This window comes from Paenibacillus methanolicus (assembly GCF_008124765.1).
GTDB lineage: Bacteria > Bacillota > Bacilli > Paenibacillales > Paenibacillaceae > Paenibacillus_Z > Paenibacillus_Z methanolicus.
Window position 1 is genome coordinate 261,051 of record NZ_VNHS01000003.1, and the last position, 21,818, is coordinate 282,868.

Sequence of the window (21,818 nt, forward strand, 5' to 3'; positions counted from 1 at the left end):
CCCTTCACCTCGTCATTGGTGCTAGCGGGTGCCGAACGATGCGCATGTAACCGATGCATGCCGACACCCGCCGCTCCTATACTACAAACCGTACATTTTATCGAAGTTCAAATAATTGCCGTTTCCCTTGGCGCTATCGTATCCGACGACGATCGTGTTCTGCCCCGCGTTCAGGTTGACGTTCAGCGTCACCGTGCTCCACGTCCCCCAGCTGCCCGTGCCGGGGAAATTCAGATTCGCGGCCACGACCGTGCCGTTCACGGACACGTACCGACTCGCATTGCCCGCTCCGCCCGCATAGCGCAGCGTGATCGTCCGCGTGCCGGCCGCGTTCTGATTGACGTAGAACGTCGCGTTCGTCCCGGTCGCATTCCAGCCCGCGAGATAGCCGCGCCCCGAATAACCAGCTTGCGTCGACTCGGACCCGATGCCGCTCAGACGCGCGTTCTCCGCTTCGTAGTTGCCGTTACCCGCAATGTAGCCGGTGTAATTGTCCGCGGGCACGAGCTGCAGAATCGACGCGCCGGCAGCTGCCGCGAGGCTCTGCACGTAGCCGGAGCCCGTCGGCGCGGACCAATCGCTGCCGATGACGTTATCCGACGTACGTCGATGGTTGAACGCCTGCGTGGCGTTCTGCTGCAAGAAGTTAAGGTAGCTGGCGTTGCCGGTGGCGATCCGCAGCTTGTTGAGGTTGCGGGCGAAAATCATTTTGAACCCGGCGCCGTCGTTCTCTCCTTCGTACATCAGCGTGTTGGACAAGGTCAGGTTGTTGATCGCATAATTCGCCGCATTGTTCGCGTCCGTCAAGTAGCTGCCATTGCCCGTCGCCTGATAGAGCGCCAGCGCCGCCCCGAGGAAGTTGCCGTAATTATAGGAGAACTCCCAACCGATGACCGTGCCGTTACCCGTACCTTCCACATGGTCGCTCAGCTTGCTGCCCGAAACGAGCCGCGACTTGATCCAACCGTATAGCCCTTCGGCTTTGGTGAGATAGGCATTATTGCCCGTTGCATTCTTCAGCTTGATCGCCGTCATGACCATCGGCGCGTTGGTCGCGATGTTCTTCTGCGGCGACGTGCCGTCCCGCTTCCACCAGATGCCGCCGCCGTACGTGGCGTCATTGAACGCATAGATCTGATCGAACAAGAAAGACGCCCGATTGCGGTATTCCGCCGTTCCGGTCAGCTCGTATGCCCGCATGCACGCCAGCGCCCACCAGCCCAGATCGTCGTTGAAGTCGTTGTCCATCATGTTCGTATATTTGCCGTTGAAGCCGGTATAGATATCGTCGATCATGGTCCGGTACGTCTGGCTGCCGGTCCGCTCGTAGGCGTCCATCACCGTCTCCCACAGCTGCGCCTCCCACCAGAAATCCGTGTACAACCCGCCGTTCGGACCGTGGGCATGGGTATGAATCTGATGGTCGCTGTTCGTGTAGAAATATTTGGCCGACGCGTCGTAGAACGTGTTCACGAATCCGTTCATCGCCGTGTCCGCCTGCGCGGCGGTGAATGCCTCCGCACGTTGCGGCACGCTGAAACCTGCGCCTAACATTGCCGCCGCCAGGATCGCGCCTACCCACCTTTTGCCTGCTCCTGCCAACTTGCGGGATTGCCTCGTCATCACTATTCGCTCGCCCTCTTTCCGAATCGAGATTCGCTTGCCGAAAGCCCGAATGCGCTAGGCGGAGCCGCCTTTCCGATTGCGGAATTCGCTCCGCCGAAAGTGTCACCACCTCCTCTCAAGGAAACGCGCCGAATGGCGATGCGAGCGTTACCCCTTCGTGCCGGTGAACGCGATGCCCTGCACGAAGTACTTTTGCAGCAGCAGGAACAGGATGAGAATCGGCAGAATCGCGATGAGCGCGCCGGCCATCATCGGTCCGTAATCCGTCTGGTAATTGTACGAGAACGCCTGCAAGCCCATCTGAATCGTCGCTTTGTCCGGATCATTCAGGATGATCATCGGCCAGAGGAAGCTGTTCCAGCCCGCCTGGAAGGTGAAGATGCTGAGCGTCGCGAGCGCCGGCTTCGTCAGCGGCAGATAGATGTTCCAGAAGATGCGGAATTCCGGACACCCTTCGATCCGCGCCATCTCCATCATGTCGGATGGCAGCGTCAGGAAGAATTGTCGCATGAAGAACACCGCGAACGAGCCGGATGCGCCGGGCAGGATGATCCCCCAGAACGAGTTCAGGAAGCCGTTGCCGCCGTCGCCCATCAGATCGTTGCCGCCGATGAGCGGGAAGTGCTTCAGCACGTAGAAGCTCGGGATCATCGTCACGATGCCCGGAATCATCATGGCCGCGAGCAGCACGCGGAACAGCGGCTTGTTCAGCTTGAAATCCAGCTTCGCGAACGCATACCCGCTGAGCGAGCCGAAGAACAGATTGCACAGCACCCCGGCCGCCGCAAGGACGAAGGAGTTGTAGAAATAAAGGCCGAACGGCACCGTCGTGAAGGCAGCCTTGTAGTGTTCGAACGTGATGCGCGACGGCAGCCAGCTGATCGGGACGGAGAAAATTTCGTCGCTCGGCTTGAAGGAGGTGATCAGACTCCAGAAGAACGGCAGAAACATGCAAATCGCTATAATGATCGCAACCGCATAGAATGCGATTGCCCCCAGCGCCTTCCTCGCCGTAACGGAGGCCGGCCTGGTTCTCTTGCCCGCTGCCGCGGATATTGATGGCTGAGCCATGTCCATTCCTCCTTACACGATAGGCTCTTCGGATTTGGATATACGCATATTGATGAACGAGAACGCGAGAATCGCCAGCGCCAGCACGAACGCCTGCGCGGATGCGTAGCCCATCTGCAGCTGATTGAAGCCTTGCTGGTAAATGAGGTACACCGGCGTCTTCGTCACGTTGCCCGGCCCGCCCTGCGTCAGGACGAACGCCTGATCGAACAGCTGAAGCGCGCCGATGATCGACATCGTGCTGACCAGGAACGTCGTCGGACGCAGCTGCGGCCACGTGATGTACCGGAAGCGGTCCCAAGCGGTGGCTCCGTCCAGCTTCGCGGATTCATACAGATAATCCGGCACCCCTTGAAGGCCCGCGATGTAGATCACCATATTCGAGCCGACGGACTGCCACAGCGTGACGAGAATAATGGAGAGCATCGCCGTCTCCGTCTGCGCCAGCCATGCCGGACCCGTCACGCCTACATAGCCGAGCAAATTGTTGACGAGGCCGAATTCGGGATGCAGCAGCCAGATCCATACGGTGGCCGCGGCGACCGCGGAGGTCAACGTCGGCAAGTAGTTCATCGTCCGGAACAGCTTTACGCCGTAGCGCCGGAAGTTCAGCAGCATGGCGAGCCCGAGCGAGATTAGAATATTGAGCGGAACGAAGATGACCGAGTAAAAGGCGACGTTCTTGAACGTCGTCCAGAACAATTCGTCCTGCAGCAGCCGCTTATAATTGTCCAGCTTCACGAAGTCCATCCGGCTGACTACGTCGTAATTCGTAAAGCTCAAGTAGAGCGCCATCACGACCGGAACGATCGTAAAGGCGACGAATAGCAGCATGGTCGGCGTAATGAACAGATACGCCGTTCGAGCCTGATGTTGATTCAATTTCCCCATCGAGGACATCAGCGCTCCTCCTCTCTTTCATCGGTTGATGCCTGTTGAAGGCCGGCAGCGCAAAGGGGGACGCCGCTTCGGGCACTCCCCCCTTTGCCGCACGCGGCCGGGAAAACGATTCCCGACTATGCCGCCTGCTTCATGCCGAGCGTGCTATTTCACGTCCGCGTTATCCTGCAGCAGCTGATCGCCGCGCTGCTGGGACTTCTTCAACGTATCCTCGATGCTCTGTTTCTTCTGCTGGAACAGCTGCAAGTTCGGAATGAGCGCGTCGTTCTCCATGACGGAGTAACCCGGATGCGCCGGACGAATCTTCGCGAACTCGAGCGTGTCGAGGAACGGCTTCCAGAACGGATCGTCCTTGAAGAACGGGTCTTCGAGCGCCGGCTTGTAGCCCGGAATGTTAAGGCTGGTTTTGGCCCACAGCAAGGCGTTGTCCTTGTTCGCCGTCCACCACTTGATGAATTCCCATGCTTCCTGATGATGCTTGCCGCCCTCCGGAATAACGAGTCCGAAGCCGCCCATGACGCTGCCCTTGTCGCCACTCGGTCCAACCGGAGGCGGCACGATGCCGAATTCGAGATCCTTGCCGTACTTCTTGTACGTGCTGAGCATCCAAGGACCGGTGTACTGCATCGCCAGCTTGCCGGTCACGAACGCGTCCGTACCTTCGCCCAAGCCTTGTTCGAACCCGGTTTTGTACACTTTATCCTCGTTCAACAGGCGATCCCAGAAGGTGAGCACCGCTTTGCCTTGCTCATTATTGAAGTTCGTCTTGCCGTCCTCGGTCATCATCGATCCGCCCGCCTGTTGCAAGTACATATTGAACAGCCCCGGATCGCCGAGCGAGAAGCCGGCCACCTCGAGCTTGCTGCCGTTCCACTTCGTCGTCTTGATCGCCGCCTGCTCCAGTTCGTCCCACGTTGTAGGCGGCTCGACGCCGGCGTCGGCAAGAATCTTCTTGTTATAGAACAAGGCGCGCGCGTCGACGGTTAATGGCAAGCCGTACAGCTTATCGCCATAGGTCAGCTCCTTAAGCGCCTCGCTGTAGAAGTCGTCCCGGCTCAGGCCGTCGGCGGCGAGCAGGTCGTCGATCGGATGGAGGACGTTCTTCGGCGCGTAGAGCGAGGTGCGCCATCTGTCCCAGAACAGGATGTCCGGCGCGCCGCCTGAGGTGGATGCCGTCAGGAACTTCGTAATCATGTCCTGCTGCAGCACGTATTTGACGCGAATTTTGTCTTGGGATTTGTTGAACGCGTCGACCATCGTCTCGAACTGCTTCTGCCCTTCGCCGCCCCAATCGCCCCAGAAGGTCAGCTCGACCGGCTTGCCCGAACCCGAATTACCGCTCGCCTCTCCGTTATCGTTCGTCGCATTGCCTCCGCCGTTGGCACCTGAATTCCCGTTATTGCTGCAACCCGTAGCCGCGCCAAGCAATACCGCGCTCATCGTCATGACCGTCATCCATTTTTTCACGTTTCATGCCTCCCTTTTATCGTTCGCCTCTATAAGATTCGAAAGGCCAAGCCTTTTTGAAACCGCTTTACTTGGTTCGCACGGCAATGCCGCAGTAATCGAGCAGCAGCTCGCCGAACATCATGTTCGCCCAGGAGAACCACGGCCGGGTGAATCGATGCGGGTCGTCCGCATGGAAGCCCTCGTGCATGAGTCCCGTATCCGCCGTCGTGGCCGCCAGCATCTCCAGCATCCGCGCCTGCTCCAGCTTATCGGAAGCCGTAAGCCCCTGCATGGCGAGCGAGATGTGCCAGATATACCGGTTGGGCGTATGTGGGCTGCCGATTCCCGAGGCCGCTTGACCTTCATAGAAGTACGGATTCTCGCGGCTTAGAATGAATCGTCTCGTATTCTGGTAGATCGGATCGTCCTTGCCGGCATAACCGAGGTAAGGAATGGCCAGCAAGCTCGGCACATTGGCGTCATCCATCAGGTTGTACTGGCCCAATCCGTCCGTCTCGTAGGCATACATCCGGCCGTATTCGGGGTGATCGACGATGCCGTGCGTCTGAATGCCGAGATCGATCTCCGCCCTTAGCCGCGCCGCTTGTTCGGCGAGCGCCGCATCGTCCAACACGTCCTTCGCAATCTCCTCCACATAACGAAGCACGACGACCGCGAACATATTAGAAGGGATAAGGTAACCGTAGGTACATGCATCGTCGCTCGGCCGGAATCCGCTCCACGTCATGCCCGTGTACCCCGTCGGCGAGCCTTTGCCCTCTCGTGGCAGCGTGTCCGTCGGCGGGCAATCGAGCCGTTGGAACCGGTACGTCGACTCCGTCTCATGACGCTGCTCGGTCGTCCACAGTTCGATAATCGCAGCCGCCGCTTGGCGGAAAGCCTGATCCAAATGCGCGGTTCTGCCCGTGTTCTTCCAGAGCAGATAGCTTAGCTGCAGCGGATAGCAGAGGGAATCGATCTCGTATTTGCGCTCCCACAGCCAAGGACTCATCTCGGTCAAATCCTGTTGATGGCCGCTCGCGCTCGCCGATTCATTGAAGGCGTTGGCATACGGGTCAAGCAGCACGCAGGCGAGCTGTCTGCGGACCAAGCCTTCGATCATATCCGCCAAATCCGCGTCCTCTTGCGCCAGCACCAAATAGGGCCGCACCTGCGCCGCCGAATCACGGAGCCACATAGCTGGTATATCACCTGTTATAACAAATGTCGTGCCATCCGGCATGCGTTTGACCGTCGTCTGCAGCGTATTGCTGAACCCGTTCTCGAATATCGCCGCAAGATGCGGTTTATCCGGTATACAAGACTTGATACGCGCCAGCAAACTCACGATGGATGCCGGAATTTCCGTTGATTGAACCACGCCTGACCGCCCCTTCCATCCTATCTTCGCGTTAAGTAAACCGCTTACATTTCATATTGTCATTATATTGGCATGCATATGGTATGTCAATATGTATTTTTGGATAGAATATATCATTTAAGTATATCAACCGAGATTCGCTTCCCCTTCCCCCTCCGCCGAGGGGAACCATAGGGCTTTGCCCTCTGGACTCCCTTCTTCGTGCTGACACGTTTGTTCGCGGTCGGCGGTATGGATTGAGCTGGGCACGCTTTTGTCCTAGCGGACAAAGCTTCATGCGCATGGGGGAGCATCTTTTCAAGACACCAGGAAATACCGTGGCTTGCGGCTACGTGCTGACCTTCGCTTTCGTCCGCTTGCGCGGACACGCTTTACTTTAGCCTCAAATCTTCAATCATCATAATTTCCTCGACAACAAAAAAAGCCCCTCGCGGGGGCTTTTCGGTTAGACGGACTTGGCCGGGCCGGTCGATTCGCTGATGATCAATGAGGCGTCGAGCAGAATTTTGCTCGGAACGGACTGGCCCTCGCGCAGGTTCAAGACATTCTCGAAGGCGAGCCGGCCCATCTCCGTCTGGTTTTGCCGCAGATGGGTGAACGGGAACTTGCCGTTCACCTCCGGGCAGTCGAAACAAACGATCGAGATATCCTCGGGCACGTCGCGGCCCAGCCGCTGTACCGCTTGGACGGCCAGCTGCGCGATATTGTATTCGGTGGCGAACAGCGCCGTAATGTGCGGATGCCGCTCCAAATGCGCCATGACCCGCCGAATGTCCTGCTCGCGGTTCTCCTCCGTATTCGCCTTCGGCAGCGTCGACGTCAGCTCCAGCCAAATGTCGCGGTCGACGACGACGCCTTTCTCCGCGTGGGCTTGGATGAAGCCTTCGATCCGTTCTTCGATCGCCGTCGTGTCCACCGGCGGCGGCGTGAGGAACGCGATCGACTTATGTCCGAGCTCGAACAGATGGTTCGCGCCTTCCTTGGCCGCGCCGGCATTGTCCGTCGCGATCGAACCGGCCGAGATGCCCTTCAGATGGCGGTCCACCAGCACGAACGGGAATTGATTGATGACCAACTTCAGAATCTCGGCATTGAAGTATTCGCCCTGCGCCGGGAAAATGATCAATCCGTCCACGCCGAGCTCCAACAAACCTTTGATCGCCTCTTCCTCGTACGCCGGCATCCCGAATGTGCGGCGGAGAACGAGGTAGCTGTTATGCTGGCGGGACGCTTCCTCCATGCCATAGATTAACCCGTTGCCGTAACTGTCGGCAAAATCCGTAATGACCAAGCCGATCAGCAATCTGCCATCCGCCCTGCGCGCGAGTTGCTGCTGCGCTCCTCCGCCGCTCGCGGGCTTCGCCGTGCCCGCAGGCTGATCGGCGACGAAGGAGCCGCGTCCCGGCTGGCGGACGATATACCCTTCGCTTGCCATCAGCTCCAGCGCCTTCTTGCTCGTAATGCGGCTGACATTGTACATGTCGCCAAGTTCCTTCTCGGACGGTACGCGATCGCCCGGCTCATACTTTCGCTCCAATATTTCGTCGCGCAGCGCTTCAAAAATTTTCTCGTACATCGGCTTCGATGATTCGTTCGACATGTTCGTCCCTCCGCCTTCCAACAACCGGTTGTCGCAAATTTATATATAATAATATATCATGATATATGCGTTTTGCCAAGTTAGGCTGACATATCAGGCGGAGTATAGGCATCGTAAGCGAAACCTTCACATGCTTCCCTGTCGATTCTTCCTACACGCCTTGGATGAATGACAGCAATTGTTGATTGCATTCCTTCGGTTTCTCCAGGTTCAGCGCGTGCCCCGCGTTCTTCACGATGCGCGCCGTTCCCTGCCGGCACAACTTCGTGGCCGCCTCGGCGTGGCTGGGCGGCCACATGGGATTTTTCTCGCCTGCCAGAAACAGAACGGAAATGGTCAACCTTTCGAGCAGCGGCCGCCAATCGGAACTGACGGACATGGCCCAAGAACAGCGGTTTCGTTCGGACGAAATCGAATTTAGGCTGTTTTCGGCTTACGAGCAGCAGGCGTAAGAGAACGCGCGGCGGCACGCCTCGATAGAATGGCGACGGGTGCTTTTGGTCCAGATACGTTTCGAAGTCGATCCGCTCCGAATCGTACATCCCGTCCTTCCAGTGCTCGTCATTCATAATTTACGGCGTCTGATCGAAATCGACGACGGCGCTAACGTTAATCACAGCTCCCCGGCCGCGCTGTATCCGGACACAAATACGACCGGCCGCCCTTCTCCTTGTACCGAATAGGCCAGTCGAACCTGGTCATCGGTCGTAAAATATGTAAAGCACATCCCTTCTCCTCCTTCAACAATGAAGCCCTGCATCCTATATTTACCTCAAATGCGGCGTCTAAGCCGTACAAGCCTGATTATGCAGTCGCCGGCGCCGAACGAGACGGCAAATAGCGCCACGGGAGCAGGTTCCCATGGCGCTATTTGCGCTAGATTATAAAGGGTGGGCGCAATCGGCTAAATCGGGAACAACCCTCTCCCGATCAAATTCGCGCTTACCGGCTTCAAACCGATCTCGCGCGACCACACCGACAACTGTCCGATATGGTGGATCTCGTGGGCGATGACGTGCCGCATGACCTCGCCGTATTTATGAGCTTCCTCTACCCCTTCATCGGTAATGTCGATCATGACGAGGTCTTCCAGCCCCTCGTGCCATTCCCGGACGAAGGGAGCAAGCTCGGCATGACAGCTGGCAGAGAAATCCCGGATTTGACGCACACCCATCACGTCCTCGAACGAAGGGATGCGAATCGCCTTCTGTTGAATTCCCCCGCAGATCCAGCCATACTCGACGGCCACGAAATGATACAGCGTGGGAAGAATATACCCCAGGCCGCCGGTGCGTTTTTTCATCAGCTCTTCCATGCTCACCGTCTCGCACAACTCCAACCACTCGTTGCGCACCTGCCAGTTATACTCGAATAGCTTCAACATCGCATTGCCTCCTATCCATGCGATCTGACGTACGACTACCATAATTCGCCATTAATTGCCACACACCTGCACCATTCCGACTTCATCTCGACTCTCTACATTCATGGCTCCGGCCGTCCTCTCCGATAATGCAGGGGCACATAGCCGGTCGCCTCTTTGAACACGCGGCCGAAATGCGTCACGCTGCCGAACCCGACCTTCTTGGCTATCGCCCCGACCTTCAGCGCGCTCTCCTCCAGCAGCCGCTTCGCCTCCTTGATCCGGACGCCGTTCACGTATTCCACGAACGTGAATCCGGTCGCTTCCTTGAAGAATCGGCTCAAGTAATACGGACTGACGTAAAATCGGTCGGCCACCAGCTGCAGCGACAGTTCCTCCATATAGCGATCATTAATGTAGCGGACGATTTCCGAAATCCGCTCATGCATGGGACTTAGCGGGGCCGGCGGTTCCGTCGCTTCCTGACCGATATGCCTGCAGCAGCGAATGAGCAGCTGCTGGGTCAAGGTCATCGCATAATGCTCGAACCCCGGCTTCCGTTCCGCGATCTCTTGTCTGATCCCGCCTGTCAGACTATCGACGGAGATCCGTTCGTGGAGCGGCAAGCGAACGACGAGATATGCCCGCTCCGCCAGCGGCAGCAGCACGTCGGGAAGACTCCCCTCCGTCATCCCCGCCCGGCTCGGATGAATGTTGACGATCAACCGCTCATGCTCCGGCATGGCCGCATTCGTCGTCCGATGGAGCACATGGGGAGCGACGATCACGATATCCCCCTCGCGCATGACGATCGTCCGGTCTTGAACGAAGAACTCCCGCTGGCCGGACATCAGGCAGTAGACTTCGTACGTGCCATGCAAATGACTGGTCGGCATATGATGGCTTTTGGCCTTCCGGTAAGAGACGCCGAACATCCCCGCGCCATTCTCGTAATGAAAATCGTTCATCGTTCGCCCGCCTCCTTCCCAATCCTGCTCCTGACTCCATTATAAGCGGCCATTGTCCGCAAGATATAAGAAAAAATCGTTCATTCGCGCAATTTATGTACATATTCCCGGTGCTACGATAAAGCTATCTTAGGAAGGAGGCATGTATAGGATGAATGCGAAGTTACCCGCATCCGCAGCTCGCGCGCAGGAGGCGCCGTCTCCCCTGGCATGGGCGGAGAAGGCTTGCGAGGCGTTGATGGCCAAATTCGAACCGGAGAATCTGCCGCCGGACCGCTTCCACTACCATCAAGGCGTATTCCTGTCGGGGATGATGAAATGCTGGCAGCAGACCGGAAAGGACAGCTACTACGATTACATCAAGCGTTGGGTGGACAGTCACGTACCGGAAGACGGCCGCATCTCGAACCGCAATGCCGATGAGCTCGACGATATTCAACCCGGCGTGCTGCTGTTCCCGCTCTTCGAGCGGACAGGCGACGAGCGGTACAAGAAGGCGTTGTACGACCTCGTTCCGCCGCTTAAGGATTGGAAGACCAACCCGTCTGGGGGCTTCTGGCACAAGGAACGTTATCCGAACCAAATGTGGCTGGACAGCCTATACATGGCCGGGCCGATCGCCGTGCAGTTCGGCAAGACGTTCGGCGATCCGGACTACTTCGATCTGATGAACTATCAGGCCATTCTGATGGAGAAGCATACGAAGGACCCGGCCACCGGACTGCTGTATCACGGATGGGACGAGACGCGGCAAGCTTCCTGGGCCGACCCGGCCACCGGGCTCGCGCCGGAATTCTGGGGCCGCGCGATCGGCTGGTACCCGGTGGCGCTGCTGGAGATGTTCGAGCATCTGCCGGAGGATCACCAGGATAAGCCGCAGCTTGTCAACATTGTTCGGGACCTGTTGATCGCCCTCGCGAAGTACCAGGATGCAGCAACCGGCTTGTGGTACCAAGTCGTGGACAAGGGCGACCGCCCGGATAATTGGACGGAAAACTCCTGCACCTCCCTGTTCGCGCACGCCATCGCCAAGGCCGTACGCATGGGGATCCTGGATGCCGCTTATATGGACCATGCCTGGAAGGGGTATGAAGGCGTTATCGATACGCTAACCTACGATGAACGCGGGCACCTCATTATCGGCCGGATCTGCATCGGCACCGGCATCGGCGATTATGCCCATTATATCGCTCGTCCGACGAGCGAGAACGATCTGCATGGCGCGGGCGCCTTCATTCTCATGTGCGCGGAGATGAACCTGGCGAAGCTAAGGGGATCAGGCGATTTATTGAACCATTGACCGGGGAACGCCGAGACAGAACAAGACGGCAAATAGCGACGCAGTTATTGTATCCTGCGTCGCTATTTGCGCTGTATTTAGAGAGCTACCTCATTACGGCTTCGTCAGAATCCCCTGCGCCACGATAACCAGGTCCTCCAGACCGATGGCATTGTCCTCGTTGAGGTCGTACTTCTTGTACTTCGCGCTCCACTGCGCATCGTCGGCGGTCTTGCAGTACGCGGCGGCGACGATGCCGAGATCGCCGATCGTGTACGCGCCGTCCCCGTTCGTGTCGCCAGGCTGCGCGACGACGACCGATGCCGCGAACGCGTTCATCGCACCCGTCAGCGCGTCGACCGCCTGCGCGATCTGAGCCGCCGTGGCGAATTCGTCCGCCGTTACCGCCGTCGCTTGCGCGATGGCCGCGCCGAACGCATCCTTCGCTTGCTGCGGATATTGGCCCGGCTTCGCGCCGACCTGCGCGGCGTCGAACTGCGTTTGCGCGCTGACGAGCAGCGAGACGAGCGCGGTTTTGTCCGCGGCTACCCGAATTTGCACCGCTTTGGAAGCTGCGCCGATTGGCTTCTCCGCGCCGGCGCCCGTCGCGGCCGTGCCCGCGATCGAGATCGCGGCGGAAGCCGTCTCGCCCAGTTCCTTCGCCTTCCAATTCAGCCGAATGAGCGTCGTGTCTTCGTCAATCGCGCCGCTATCTCCAGCCGAAGCTCCAATGATGCGGACGGTACCGGGCGTGCCCGATTCCACGTTCAGCAGCTGGAAGCCTTCCGCGAGCGAAACTGCCGAGACGAATTCTAGCGCGTCCTTGTCGTAGGTGACCATGATATCCTGCGCGTACAGTCCCTCATCGACGTTGCGGAGTTTGTAATCCGTATTAAATTTGGAGCCGCCGACCACGCTGGCCGGAATGCCGGCAATCGCGCCGGATAGTTCGCCTTCCAGCGTGACGAAGTCGGACAGCGGAATGTTCAGCTCGCCGACCAGTCTTGCCACCATTTCGGATACTTTGACGGCGCCGTTCATCTGCAGATGCGTGTTGTCTTCTTTGCCGTCGACCCACATGAAGATGTCCTTCGTGCCTTCCGTACCAAGCTGCTGGAAGTATTCCCAGCTCGCCTGATTCAGGTCGACGAGCAGCGTGCCGGTTTCTTGCGCCGTGGCCTTCATCGCCGACACATAGTCCGGGAAGCTCTTGTTCAACGTGTCGCCCGTGAAGTCGCGGCGGTTCACCGGCGTGACGAGCACCGGAATCGCGCCGCGCTGCACCGCGCCGTTGATGTAATCCTTCAAATACACTTTGAACTGCTCCGGCGTCAGATAACGCTCCGGACGCGAAGGCGTGGAGTCGTTATGGGACCATTGCATGAACAGATAATCGCCCTCCTGAATGCCGAGCAGGATGTCGTTCAAGTGGCCGCCCGCCAGGAAGGTTTTGCTGCTGAGCCCGCCGATCGCGCGGTTGTCGATCGCCACTTGCTCCAGATCGAAGTAGCTGCCCAGCGTCTCGCCCCAACCGGCTTGCGGACGATAGCTCTCCGCGTAATTGGCCACTGTGGAATCGCTCGCCAAGTAGATCACCGGCTTCTCGCCCGCGCCGTTGCCCGGCAGACGTTCAATCGTCAGCGCGTTGATCTTCGGCGTATTGCCCGCGAACTCGAAGTTGAAGACGCCGTCGATGAGCGCGATATCATACGTAATCTCTTTGAACTCGCCCGCCGGCACGGTCGTAACCGGCAGCTTCGCCATCTGCTCGACCGTCACGCCGGCGTTCGTCGCTTCCGTCGCGTCGCCGATCGTCATGGTGACGCGGTAATTGGCCGGCTCCATCTCGACCAGGAAAGAGGTGCCGTTCACGCGTGCGAAATCCTCCGTCAGCGCGTTACCGGTGCCGCGGTTCTCGTCCAAGACCAGCGCGGTGTCGGCAAACCCGTAGCCATTGCCTTCCACGTAAGCGCGCTTCGCGTCGACTTGCGCGTACCCTTCGGCTACAGTGCCGGAACCGAAATCGAAGCGGTAGGCGTTAACGTCGCCGGCAGGTTCGCTTGTAAGCGATGCCTTCGCGACGGTCAGCATATTAAACGCATGATCGACCTGCGCCTGAGTCGCCTCCGTGCCGATGATCGCTTCGGCAGCTGCCAGCGCCTTATTCAACACGGCGACGGACGGTGCCGTGTATGCCGACAGCTCCATCGCTTTGACCTCGCCATGCAGCGCGATAAGGGCGGTCTGATCGCCTGCCGTCGCAGCCAGCTTCTCGCCTTCGATGCGCACGTTGTCGATCTGGGTCGTCCAGTTGAGCGTGCCGCCGCCGCCTTTTCTCGTTCCGAGGAAACGCAGCGCCCTAACGTTATCGGCATAGGCCGTGCCGGCGCTCATCGGAATGTCCGCGATCGTCTGCGTGACGGTTGGGTCCGCCAAGCTCGTCAACGTCAAATCAATCGTCTTCTCGGCGAAGTTGATGTCCGCCTTGACGTTCACCCGCTGGTTCTTCGTCAGATTCGTTGCCGTTCCCCCCGGAATGGCCGTCGTGCCCGTACCGTAATCCGGCACGTAGTGACCCGGGAAGTAGCCGATCGGCGTGTTCGTGCCGCTCGTCGTGTACAACGTCAGAATCAAATTCTCGTTCGCATCCTGCAGCGACAGATGGCCTTCGGACGGGGACGCGCCCACATTGCCCGTATTCCAGTCGAAGTCTACATGGACGATATCCCCGTTCACGGCATCGAACAGCCGGAACGTCTTCGCGCGATTGCCCGACCCGGAGCCGACGACCGACAGCGCTTTGCCGCCGCTTTGCTCCACGACGGTTCCCGTCATCGTGCCCGCGATGCCGGTGGCGTTCACCATCGCATATTGGACGGCGGCCGGATCGCCCTCGAAGTTTTCTTCATACAGCTGCTGTTCCGGCTCCGGCTCCGGCTCAACGAGATCCGGATCGATGACGTATGGCGAAATCCCGACATTCATGCCTTTGACCGCGCCCGCGACCAAGCCGGCAATCACCTGCGCGCCGTAGCCGCTGAAATGCGTGTTATCGTTGACGCCGTTCGGGTACTTCGGATATTGACCCGGATTCGCGTACAGGAACAGTTTCTCGGAGGCGGCTAGGCCGACCTTGTTGTATTGCGCGATGCTGAGCTGGCTCAAATCGATCAGCGCCACGTTCTGTTCCTGGGCTACTTCCTTGGCCGCTTGGACGTATTCCGGGAAGCTTACGTTGAACTCTTGGGTAATGTTGTTGAAATCTCTGCGCCCGACCGGCGAGAGCAGTACCGGCGTCGCGCCGCGCTGCTTCGCGCCGTTCACGTAACGGGCCAGATACGTTTTGTAGTCCGCTGGCGAGGCATACCGCTCCGGAATGCCCGCGCTCGCATCGTTATGGCCGAACGAGATGAAGAAGTAATCGCCCGGCTTGATTTCGCGCAAGATCGTATCCAGACGTCCGTCGACCATGAACGACTTGCTGCTTCTGCCGCCGATCGCGTTATTCTCCACGACGACGCCATTGGCGAAATAACGGCCGAATTGCTGCCCCCATCCTTCTTGCGGAGCTTGCATGGCGCTGTACGATTGCATTGTCGAATCGCCGGCCATGTAGACCGTCTTGGCGGCGCCGGCCGTCTTCGCCGGGTACTTCTCGATCGCGATTTCCTGCACGTGGATCGCGGCGCCGGAGAAGTTGAATTCCAGCTGACCGTCGACCAGCGCGATGTCATAGGAATAGACCAATGGTTCGCCCTGCTTCACGCTCGTCACGGCCATCTTCTGGACGAACTCGGACTTGACGCCGACGTTGGAGTCCTTCGCGTCATCCCCCAGCTTGACCGTCACCTTGTAGTTGGCGTTCGGCAAATCAACCGCGAATTTGCCGTCGGCTGGAACCGTCACGTTCTCCGCACCCACCGAAATGCCGCTTGTGTTCACGAATCCGTAGCCCGCGCCTTCCGCATATGGCGTATCCTGCACGTTGGTCGCGTCTGCGGCGGATTCCGTGCCGAAGTCGAAGCGGTAGACCGACTCGGTCGTCGCCTTACCGCCGACAAGCTCCAGCTTCGCCTTCGGGAACGTCGTCTCGCCGAAGCCGATATGGAAGCTCGTATGCGGCGGCTGATTGTAGCCGACGTTCTGCCAAGCGACGCCCAATCGGTACACGGGATCCTGCATCAGCGCCGGAATCCGGTAAGCCGTCGGGATAGTCGTCGAATACAGCCGGTATTCCGTGCTGTCTTCGCTGCGCACCAGCACTTCCTCCCGCCAGTCGCCCACAATATCCGCCTGAATCGCCGGGTTGCCTTTCGTGCTATTGTTGGTCAGCGCCCCTTGCGCCCGGAAAATCTCATCCAGCTTCTTGTTCTCGTAATCCCAATTGTAAATGACCGGGATGCCTTTGCCCGTGCCGTTGTCCCAGACATGGTCGAACAACTCCCGTCCGAGATCGCCATCCCACCAAATCGCGAAGTTGGCGCTCTTCGGCGACACGCTTCCCCCATAGATCGATTCGCCGTTTGCCGCGTAAGCGCTCGTCAGCGGCACCATTTGACCTTCGACGATGGTGGTCGCCCAAGACTCGTAGCCCGGATAGGTCGGATCGATATCCGCCGACATGCCGCGGCCGGTGTCTTTGCCGGTAAACTCGCCCCATAGGATCTCGCCCGTCGCGGCATCGCGCATCTCGAGGCCGTAGGCGGCGTTCGTATGCTCGTGGACGCTGACGATCTGATAGCCGTCGCGGGTCGGATCCAGCTTGCCGGCATGCATCGCATCCCCGTGGCCGAGTCCGGTGCTGTACAGCAAGCTGCCGTCGTCGTCGATCGCAAGCGCGCCGAACATGATTTCGTCCTTGCCGTCCGCGTCGACGTCCAGCACGCTAAGCCCGTGGTTGCCTTGCGCCTCATATTGTTTGCCCGCTTCGTTCGTATCGAACACCCAACGCTTCACCAGTTCGCCGCCCACCACGTCATAAGCAGCCAGCACGGTGCGCGTATAATAGCCGCGGGTCATGACGACGCTCGGCTTCTTGCCGTCCAAATAAGCGACCGCGCCCAAGAAGCGGTCCACGCGGTTGCCGTAGCCATCGCCCCAATCGCTCACGTTGCCTCTTGGCGGCTCGTACGCAACGTTGGAGACGGCTGCTCCGGTCGTTCCGTCGAACAGCGTCAGATATTCCGGTCCGGACAGAATATAACCGCCTTCGTTGCGGTAATCCTTCGTACCGTCGCCGATGACGTTGCCTTTGCCGTCCTTCGTGCCGTCCGCCGTCTTGACGACGACCTCGGCTTTGCCGTTGCCGTCGAAGTCGTAGACCAAGAACGGCGAGTAGTGCGCGCCCGCCCGGATATTGACCCCGAGGTCGATCCGCCACAGCTTGTTGCCGTCCAGCTCCACCGCGTCCATGTACACGTTGCCGGTATAGCCGGCTTGGGAGTTGTCCTTCGCGTTCGTCGGATTCCATAAGAAGACGATCTCGTATTCGCCATCGCCGTCCACATCCGCCACGGACGCATCGCTGGCCGTGTAGGAGTAGGTGCCGCCGTCCTTCGTTCTGCCGTCGGCCGGCTTATCGAGCGGGATCGGCAAATAATCGTTATGCCACACCGACACCGTCTCCGGCTGCATCTCTTCCTTGCCGGCGATGATCGTGGAAATTTGGTATTGCGAGCTATCCGCGCCGGTAGTATCCACGTAGTTGGTCACGTCGCTAAGCGGCGTCGGATTCACCTTATTGCCGTTCTTGTAGACGTTGAAAGCGATTGCATCCGGATCCGCATGAAGATAACGCCAGCTTAAGAAGACGCCGTTATCGGTCAAGACCGCAACCAAGCCTCGACCTAGATTCTCCGCCTGACGCGCAGGCAGAATGTCCGAAGCGGACGCAGACGCATGACCGGGAACCGGCGCGACGATCGCCGAACCTACCATCATAAAGGATAATGCCATCGCGCAAATCGATTTGCCGCGAGATAACGCTTTTGTACCCATGAACTCACTCCTCTTCCGAAATTCCAATCGTGAACCGATCGTGACTGGACCTGCTGCCGGAGCGCTCAACCGAACTGTGAAGCGCTTACAATTTTGAAAGTTCCACCTCCTGGCGACTTGCTCTTCAGCATGATTCGCGGCCCTGAGGCCGGCGAGGCTAGAGTCATCGTACTGCTTCGCTCTTCCTTCGGTAAATCGTTAGTATTGATAATCCATGGTCACTTTTGACTCTAAGGCCGGAATGGCGCAGTATTAGATACGTTTTGTATCAAATTTGATAGACTGTAGCAAAATTGACGTCCGTTCGGCGCAGCTGTATGAACGGTATTCTAGAATGCGCTGCAGCGCGACGGACTCCGGGTTGTCCAGCGGCTACGTCGGACTGCGTACGTTCGACCAGACGGCCGTGTTCGATAATATCGTCGTGGCTCCGAACTAACGTCCCCCTGCCGCGATTAGTCGATAGAAAGAGGCGTCCCTTAGGTCATCAATAGATGACGCCGGGACGCCCCTGTTTTCAATTGCTTTGTTTTTGATTAACGTATCCACTTCGTGATCGATATAAGTGAATGGTTTGCATTCACCTTTCCCCATTGTCCTCCCCGCTCCTCCTCTCGCCCTTGTAAGCGCTTGGCTCCTTGATCGGGTAATCCGTATACGCGAGGTAGCGGCAAGCCAGCTCGTTGCGAACCTGCATCTGATATTCTTTGGGACCTCTGCCCGTATGCTTCAGAAACAGCTTGCGCGGATAGGAAGCCGAAATGCCATGATTCGCGGCCAGCTGTTCGATCCGCAGGCTTTCCTTGCAGCCGTCCTCCAACTGTTTCTTGATCTGTTCGAAGGCGGCGAACGTCCCCGAATCCGCGAAGCTCCACTCCGCCCGTTCCATCCGATGCAGCTTGTGCAGCAGAATTTGGTCGTCAGGAACGTTCCTTCTCCTTCGTGGATCCAGTACATGCTGTGCACATTCACCAAATTCCGTATATCTTCCCGGCCGGGGAACGTGACTTTGTCGATCACGAAATGAATACGTTACCGCAAGTACGAGGGCGACGTGGATCGTTTTCAAACGATGTTGACGCAATTTCACGAACGGGCTGAACGGATGGGGGCCGGCGACAAGCCGTGCTGATGACCGAATTCGGCGGCGCCGGATTGTTCGGGGACGTCGGCTGGGAGCCGAGATTGTTCAGCGAGGATTATCAGGCTCGGCTGGTGACCGAAGCGCTGACTATTTTCCGGAACGATCCGAACATCGCCGGCGCTTACGTCTGGCAGTTCGCGGGCGCTCAGACCGATCTGAAGAGCGATGGCCTGCACTTCCGCGACCGGGCGCGCAGCTTCAATAATAAAGGCTTGGTGAACGAAAATCGCAAGCCAAAGCAAGCGTTCCGGGAGGTTAGGCAAGTCTATCGGTCATGGGATTAATGGCGAGCAAGAAAGTAAAAAAGGCATCACGGCGACGACTTGCCGTGATGTCTTTTGCACGGAAACGCTCGGAGACCTATGCCCCCTCACCTTTCGCCGTCTCCTTACGCATAATAGCTCCGGACGACCAAATCTTGATTGTAATTGCCGAATCCTCTGCCATACAGCGTCAGTCCTCCTCTACCGCCGCCCGTATCCTCCGCCGCGATTCGGAACGTCCAATTGACCGCGTCCAATGCCAAATCGCGAAGGCCGATGCCGGAAATTCGCTGCCCGTCGACGTACGTGCCGTTCTCTTTGATCCGAAGCACCTTCAACAAGCCGTATTGATTGACGTCCGAATGCCACCATTCCGGCGTCAACAGCCCCCTCGTATCGCCGAAGTCGCCGGGGCTCGTCCAGACGCCAAGCGGCTTGTCATTGATGTAGAAGCGGATATCGGAGGGCCAATTGTCGTTCACCCGAGGCGCTTCCGAACCGATCTCGAGCGAGATTTCGATTTCCTGCAGACGCTGGTCCTTCTGCGAATAATTCGGGATTTTATACTCCACCCATCCCTTGGCGAACCACAAAATGCCCGCGTTCACCCGCTCCGGGTCCATGAAACAGGCCGGGTTGTCATACTGGCCGATGACCGATTTGGTCGTGGCGATCCCGCAGGTTGGCCAAGCCTCGTAATCGGTATAATGCCCGAGCGGAATGGATAACTCATGGGAGCCCAAGGAGACGGGCGCTTCGGGCGATAGCTTGACCTGCATGAACTCCGCCTTCACGAAACATACTTTGTACGTTCCGTTATCCACCCGAATCATGCGGCTCCCCACAATCCCCGCTTCCTCCAGCTTTCGGATATGACCGCTGACGACCGCATTGCTGAGGAAGAGCTCGGTCGCCAGCTCCTTGACGTGTCGTTCGCGTTCGAACAATTTCTCGATAATGCGCAGGCGCACTTCGCTAGCCAGCGCCTCATAGACGCGCAATGATGTGCCATCGGTCGATAATCGCATACACGAACCCCCTCCTTGAATTTCGTTTTAACCGAATCCTAAAGTTCGATATTGTTTGTTAATCTCTATTATGATACGAATATTAGGGAAACACAATATTAAGAATTCGCTTTTAACTTAATCCATATAATGCCTAGGAGGACTTTACGATGACAATTCGCGCCAACATGCTCGTTGATAAGCATTTCACGGTATCCGCCGTGGATCCCCGCGTATACGGATCCTTCGTCGAACATCTGGGACGGGCCGTCTATGGCGGCATCTATGATCCCGGCCATCCGACCGCGGACGCCAGCGGTTTCCGTCAGGATGCGCTTGAAGCGATCCGCGCCCTCCGTGTGCCGATCGTGCGCTATCCCGGCGGCAACTTCGTATCCGGCTACAACTGGGAGGACGGCGTCGGTCCCAAGTCGGAGCGGCCGCGCTCGCTGGAGCTGGCGTGGTGGACGACGGAGACGAACGAGGTCGGCACGAACGAATTCGCGGATTGGGCCAAGCTGGCCGGAACCGAAGTGATGATGGCCGTCAACCTCGGAACGCGAGGCATCGACGCCGCCAGACAGCTCGTGGAATATTGCAATCACCCTTCCGGCTCGCGCTGGAGCGACCTTCGCATCGCGCACGGCTACCGGGAGCCGCATCGATTCAAGACGTGGTGCCTCGGCAACGAGATGGACGGACCGTGGCAGATCGGCGCCAAGACGGCCGTGGAATACGGCCGCCTGGCGAACGAAACGGCCAAAGCGATGCGATGGGTGGACCCTTCCATCGAGCTCGTCGCCTGCGGCAGCTCGTCCCGCAGCATGCCGACGTTCGCCGATTGGGAAGCAACCGTACTCGATCTGACATACGACCAAGTCGATTACTTGTCGCTGCACGCTTATTACAACAACAACGAGGGCGATACGGCGAACTTCCTCGCCCGTTCGCTCGATCTCGATCAGTTTATCCAAAGCGTAGCCGCCATCTGCGACTATGTTCAGGCGAAGAAACGCAGCAAGAAGAAAATCATGCTGTCGCTCGACGAATGGAATGTCTGGAACTCGATCGGTTCTAGCCGCGCGGACGAGCGTTGGCAGATCGCGCCGCCCGAATTCGAGGATGTGTATACGCACGAAGACGCGCTGGCCGTCGGCTGCTTCCTGATTACGATCTTGAAGAACGCCGACCGGGTCAAAATGGCGTGCATCGCGCAGCTCATCAATACGATCGCGCCGATCATGACGGAGACGGGCGGGCCGCTATGGTTGCAGTCCACCTACTACCCGCTCCTGCACGCATCCAATTACGGCCGGGGAACCGTGCTTCTATCAAACGTCGACTCGCCGAAATATGACTCCAAAGACTACACGGATGTTCCTTACCTCGAGTCGGTCTGCGTATTCGACGAAGCGACGGAGCAGCTGACGATCTTCGCGGTCAACCGGCATCTGGAGGAAGCGATGGCGCTCGACGTCGACGTCCGCAGCTTCGGCACGCTTCGCCTGATCGAGCATCTCGTGCTCGAGAACGATAATTTGAAAGCCGTCAACACCAAGGAGACCCCTAACCGGGTCGTGCCGAGATCCGGCGGACAGACCACCGTCGATCAAGGCCAAGTAACCGCCCTATTAAGCCGCGCCTCTTGGAACGTCATTCGTCTGCAAGTGACGAAATAGTTCCGACAACCGAGGAATGCATACGATTGGCACAAGCGGCCGGCAGTAGGCTAGTCCATGTCAGGGCGAACGCAAAGAGACGACTCCATCA

General features: G+C 58.2%; 15 protein-coding genes. 3 read left to right on the plus strand and 12 right to left on the minus strand.

Annotation, left to right across the window (positions count from 1 at the left end):
• Positions 1 to 81: 81 nt before the first annotated feature.
• The 9 genes from BCM02_RS10080 to BCM02_RS10120 all read right to left on the minus strand — a co-directional run bounded on the left by BCM02_RS10080 (position 82) and on the right by BCM02_RS10120 (position 10,358).
• Positions 82 to 1,623, minus strand: coding sequence for a glycoside hydrolase family 76 protein (locus BCM02_RS10080; RefSeq protein WP_246183339.1), 1,542 nt, complete (start codon positions 1,621 to 1,623; stop codon positions 82 to 84).
• Between the two features lie 150 nt (positions 1,624 to 1,773).
• Positions 1,774 to 2,697: a carbohydrate ABC transporter permease gene (locus BCM02_RS10085; RefSeq protein ID WP_148928952.1), complete on the minus strand. Its 924-nt coding sequence runs from the start codon at positions 2,695 to 2,697 to the stop codon at positions 1,774 to 1,776.
• A 12-nt stretch (positions 2,698 to 2,709) separates the two neighbouring features.
• Positions 2,710 to 3,597 (minus strand): carbohydrate ABC transporter permease, encoded by an 888-nt coding sequence (locus tag BCM02_RS10090; protein ID WP_148928953.1) that lies wholly within the window; start codon positions 3,595 to 3,597, stop codon positions 2,710 to 2,712.
• A gap of 144 nt (positions 3,598 to 3,741) precedes the next feature.
• Positions 3,742 to 5,064, minus strand: a complete 1,323-nt coding sequence (locus BCM02_RS10095; RefSeq protein ID WP_425466165.1) for an ABC transporter substrate-binding protein — start codon at positions 5,062 to 5,064, stop codon at positions 3,742 to 3,744.
• 67 nt (positions 5,065 to 5,131) lie between these two features.
• Complete coding sequence (locus tag BCM02_RS10100; RefSeq protein ID WP_148928954.1) at positions 5,132 to 6,427, minus strand: glycoside hydrolase family 125 protein; 1,296 nt, start codon at positions 6,425 to 6,427, stop codon at positions 5,132 to 5,134.
• Between the two features lie 445 nt (positions 6,428 to 6,872).
• Positions 6,873 to 8,027 (minus strand): GntR family transcriptional regulator, encoded by a 1,155-nt coding sequence (locus tag BCM02_RS10105; RefSeq protein ID WP_148928955.1) that lies wholly within the window; start codon positions 8,025 to 8,027, stop codon positions 6,873 to 6,875.
• Between the two features lie 151 nt (positions 8,028 to 8,178).
• Entirely contained in the window at positions 8,179 to 8,406 is a 228-nt protein-coding gene (locus BCM02_RS10110; protein WP_148928956.1) for an alpha/beta fold hydrolase, read from the minus strand.
• Positions 8,407 to 8,931: 525 nt separating this feature from the next.
• Positions 8,932 to 9,411, minus strand: a complete 480-nt coding sequence (locus tag BCM02_RS10115) for a DinB family protein (RefSeq protein WP_148928957.1) — start codon at positions 9,409 to 9,411, stop codon at positions 8,932 to 8,934.
• A 101-nt stretch (positions 9,412 to 9,512) separates the two neighbouring features.
• The gene (locus BCM02_RS10120; RefSeq protein WP_148928958.1) at positions 9,513 to 10,358 is read right to left on the minus strand and encodes a helix-turn-helix transcriptional regulator; all 846 of its coding nucleotides are present in this window, start codon (positions 10,356 to 10,358) and stop codon (positions 9,513 to 9,515) included.
• 151 nt (positions 10,359 to 10,509) lie between these two features.
• On the opposite strand from BCM02_RS10120, the gene BCM02_RS10125 reads away from it, so the two are divergent.
• Positions 10,510 to 11,658: a glycoside hydrolase family 88/105 protein gene (locus tag BCM02_RS10125; protein WP_148928959.1), complete on the plus strand. Its 1,149-nt coding sequence runs from the start codon at positions 10,510 to 10,512 to the stop codon at positions 11,656 to 11,658.
• A 93-nt stretch (positions 11,659 to 11,751) separates the two neighbouring features.
• On the opposite strand, the gene BCM02_RS10130 is transcribed toward BCM02_RS10125, so the two are convergent.
• Both BCM02_RS10130 and BCM02_RS10135 read right to left on the minus strand, forming a co-directional pair.
• Entirely contained in the window at positions 11,752 to 17,634 is a 5,883-nt protein-coding gene (locus BCM02_RS10130) for a rhamnogalacturonan lyase family protein (RefSeq protein WP_187434126.1), read from the minus strand.
• A gap of 580 nt (positions 17,635 to 18,214) precedes the next feature.
• Positions 18,215 to 18,523 carry a helix-turn-helix transcriptional regulator gene (locus BCM02_RS10135; RefSeq protein ID WP_148928960.1) on the minus strand — a complete coding sequence of 103 codons (309 nt, stop codon included), beginning with the start codon at positions 18,521 to 18,523 and terminating at the stop codon, positions 18,215 to 18,217.
• Positions 18,524 to 18,759: 236 nt separating this feature from the next.
• Here BCM02_RS10135 and BCM02_RS10140 point away from each other — a divergent pair, with 236 nt between their 5' ends.
• On the plus strand, positions 18,760 to 19,062 hold the full coding sequence (locus BCM02_RS10140) for a hypothetical protein (protein ID WP_187434127.1): 303 nt from the start codon (positions 18,760 to 18,762) through the stop codon (positions 19,060 to 19,062).
• 104 nt (positions 19,063 to 19,166) lie between these two features.
• On the opposite strand, the gene BCM02_RS10145 is transcribed toward BCM02_RS10140, so the two are convergent.
• Positions 19,167 to 20,069, minus strand: coding sequence for an ArsR/SmtB family transcription factor (locus BCM02_RS10145; RefSeq protein ID WP_148928961.1), 903 nt, complete (start codon positions 20,067 to 20,069; stop codon positions 19,167 to 19,169).
• Between the two features lie 149 nt (positions 20,070 to 20,218).
• Here BCM02_RS10145 and arfA point away from each other — a divergent pair, with 149 nt between their 5' ends.
• Entirely contained in the window at positions 20,219 to 21,727 is a 1,509-nt protein-coding gene (gene arfA, locus BCM02_RS10150) for an arabinosylfuranosidase ArfA (protein WP_148928962.1), read from the plus strand.
• Positions 21,728 to 21,818 lie beyond the last annotated feature (91 nt).

Bases quoted from the DNA above. Each gene is read 5' to 3' on its own strand.
- BCM02_RS10080 (WP_246183339.1), bottom strand. From the start codon at position 1,623: ATGACGAGGCAATCCCGCAAGTTGGCAGGAGCAGGCAAAAGGTGGGTA.
- BCM02_RS10085 (WP_148928952.1), bottom strand. From the start codon at position 2,697: ATGGCTCAGCCATCAATATCCGCGGCAGCGGGCAAGAGAACCAGGCCG.
- BCM02_RS10090 (WP_148928953.1), bottom strand. From the start codon at position 3,597: ATGTCCTCGATGGGGAAATTGAATCAACATCAGGCTCGAACGGCGTAT.
- BCM02_RS10105 (WP_148928955.1), bottom strand. From the start codon at position 8,027: ATGTCGAACGAATCATCGAAGCCGATGTACGAGAAAATTTTTGAAGCG.
- BCM02_RS10110 (WP_148928956.1), bottom strand. From the start codon at position 8,406: ATGTCCGTCAGTTCCGATTGGCGGCCGCTGCTCGAAAGGTTGACCATT.
- BCM02_RS10115 (WP_148928957.1), bottom strand. From the start codon at position 9,411: ATGTTGAAGCTATTCGAGTATAACTGGCAGGTGCGCAACGAGTGGTTG.
- BCM02_RS10120 (WP_148928958.1), bottom strand. From the start codon at position 10,358: ATGAACGATTTTCATTACGAGAATGGCGCGGGGATGTTCGGCGTCTCT.
- BCM02_RS10125 (WP_148928959.1), top strand. From the start codon at position 10,510: ATGAATGCGAAGTTACCCGCATCCGCAGCTCGCGCGCAGGAGGCGCCG.
- BCM02_RS10130 (WP_187434126.1), bottom strand. From the start codon at position 17,634: ATGGGTACAAAAGCGTTATCTCGCGGCAAATCGATTTGCGCGATGGCA.
- BCM02_RS10135 (WP_148928960.1), bottom strand. From the start codon at position 18,523: ATGGAACGGGCGGAGTGGAGCTTCGCGGATTCGGGGACGTTCGCCGCC.
- BCM02_RS10145 (WP_148928961.1), bottom strand. From the start codon at position 20,069: ATGCGATTATCGACCGATGGCACATCATTGCGCGTCTATGAGGCGCTG.
- arfA (WP_148928962.1), top strand. From the start codon at position 20,219: ATGACAATTCGCGCCAACATGCTCGTTGATAAGCATTTCACGGTATCC.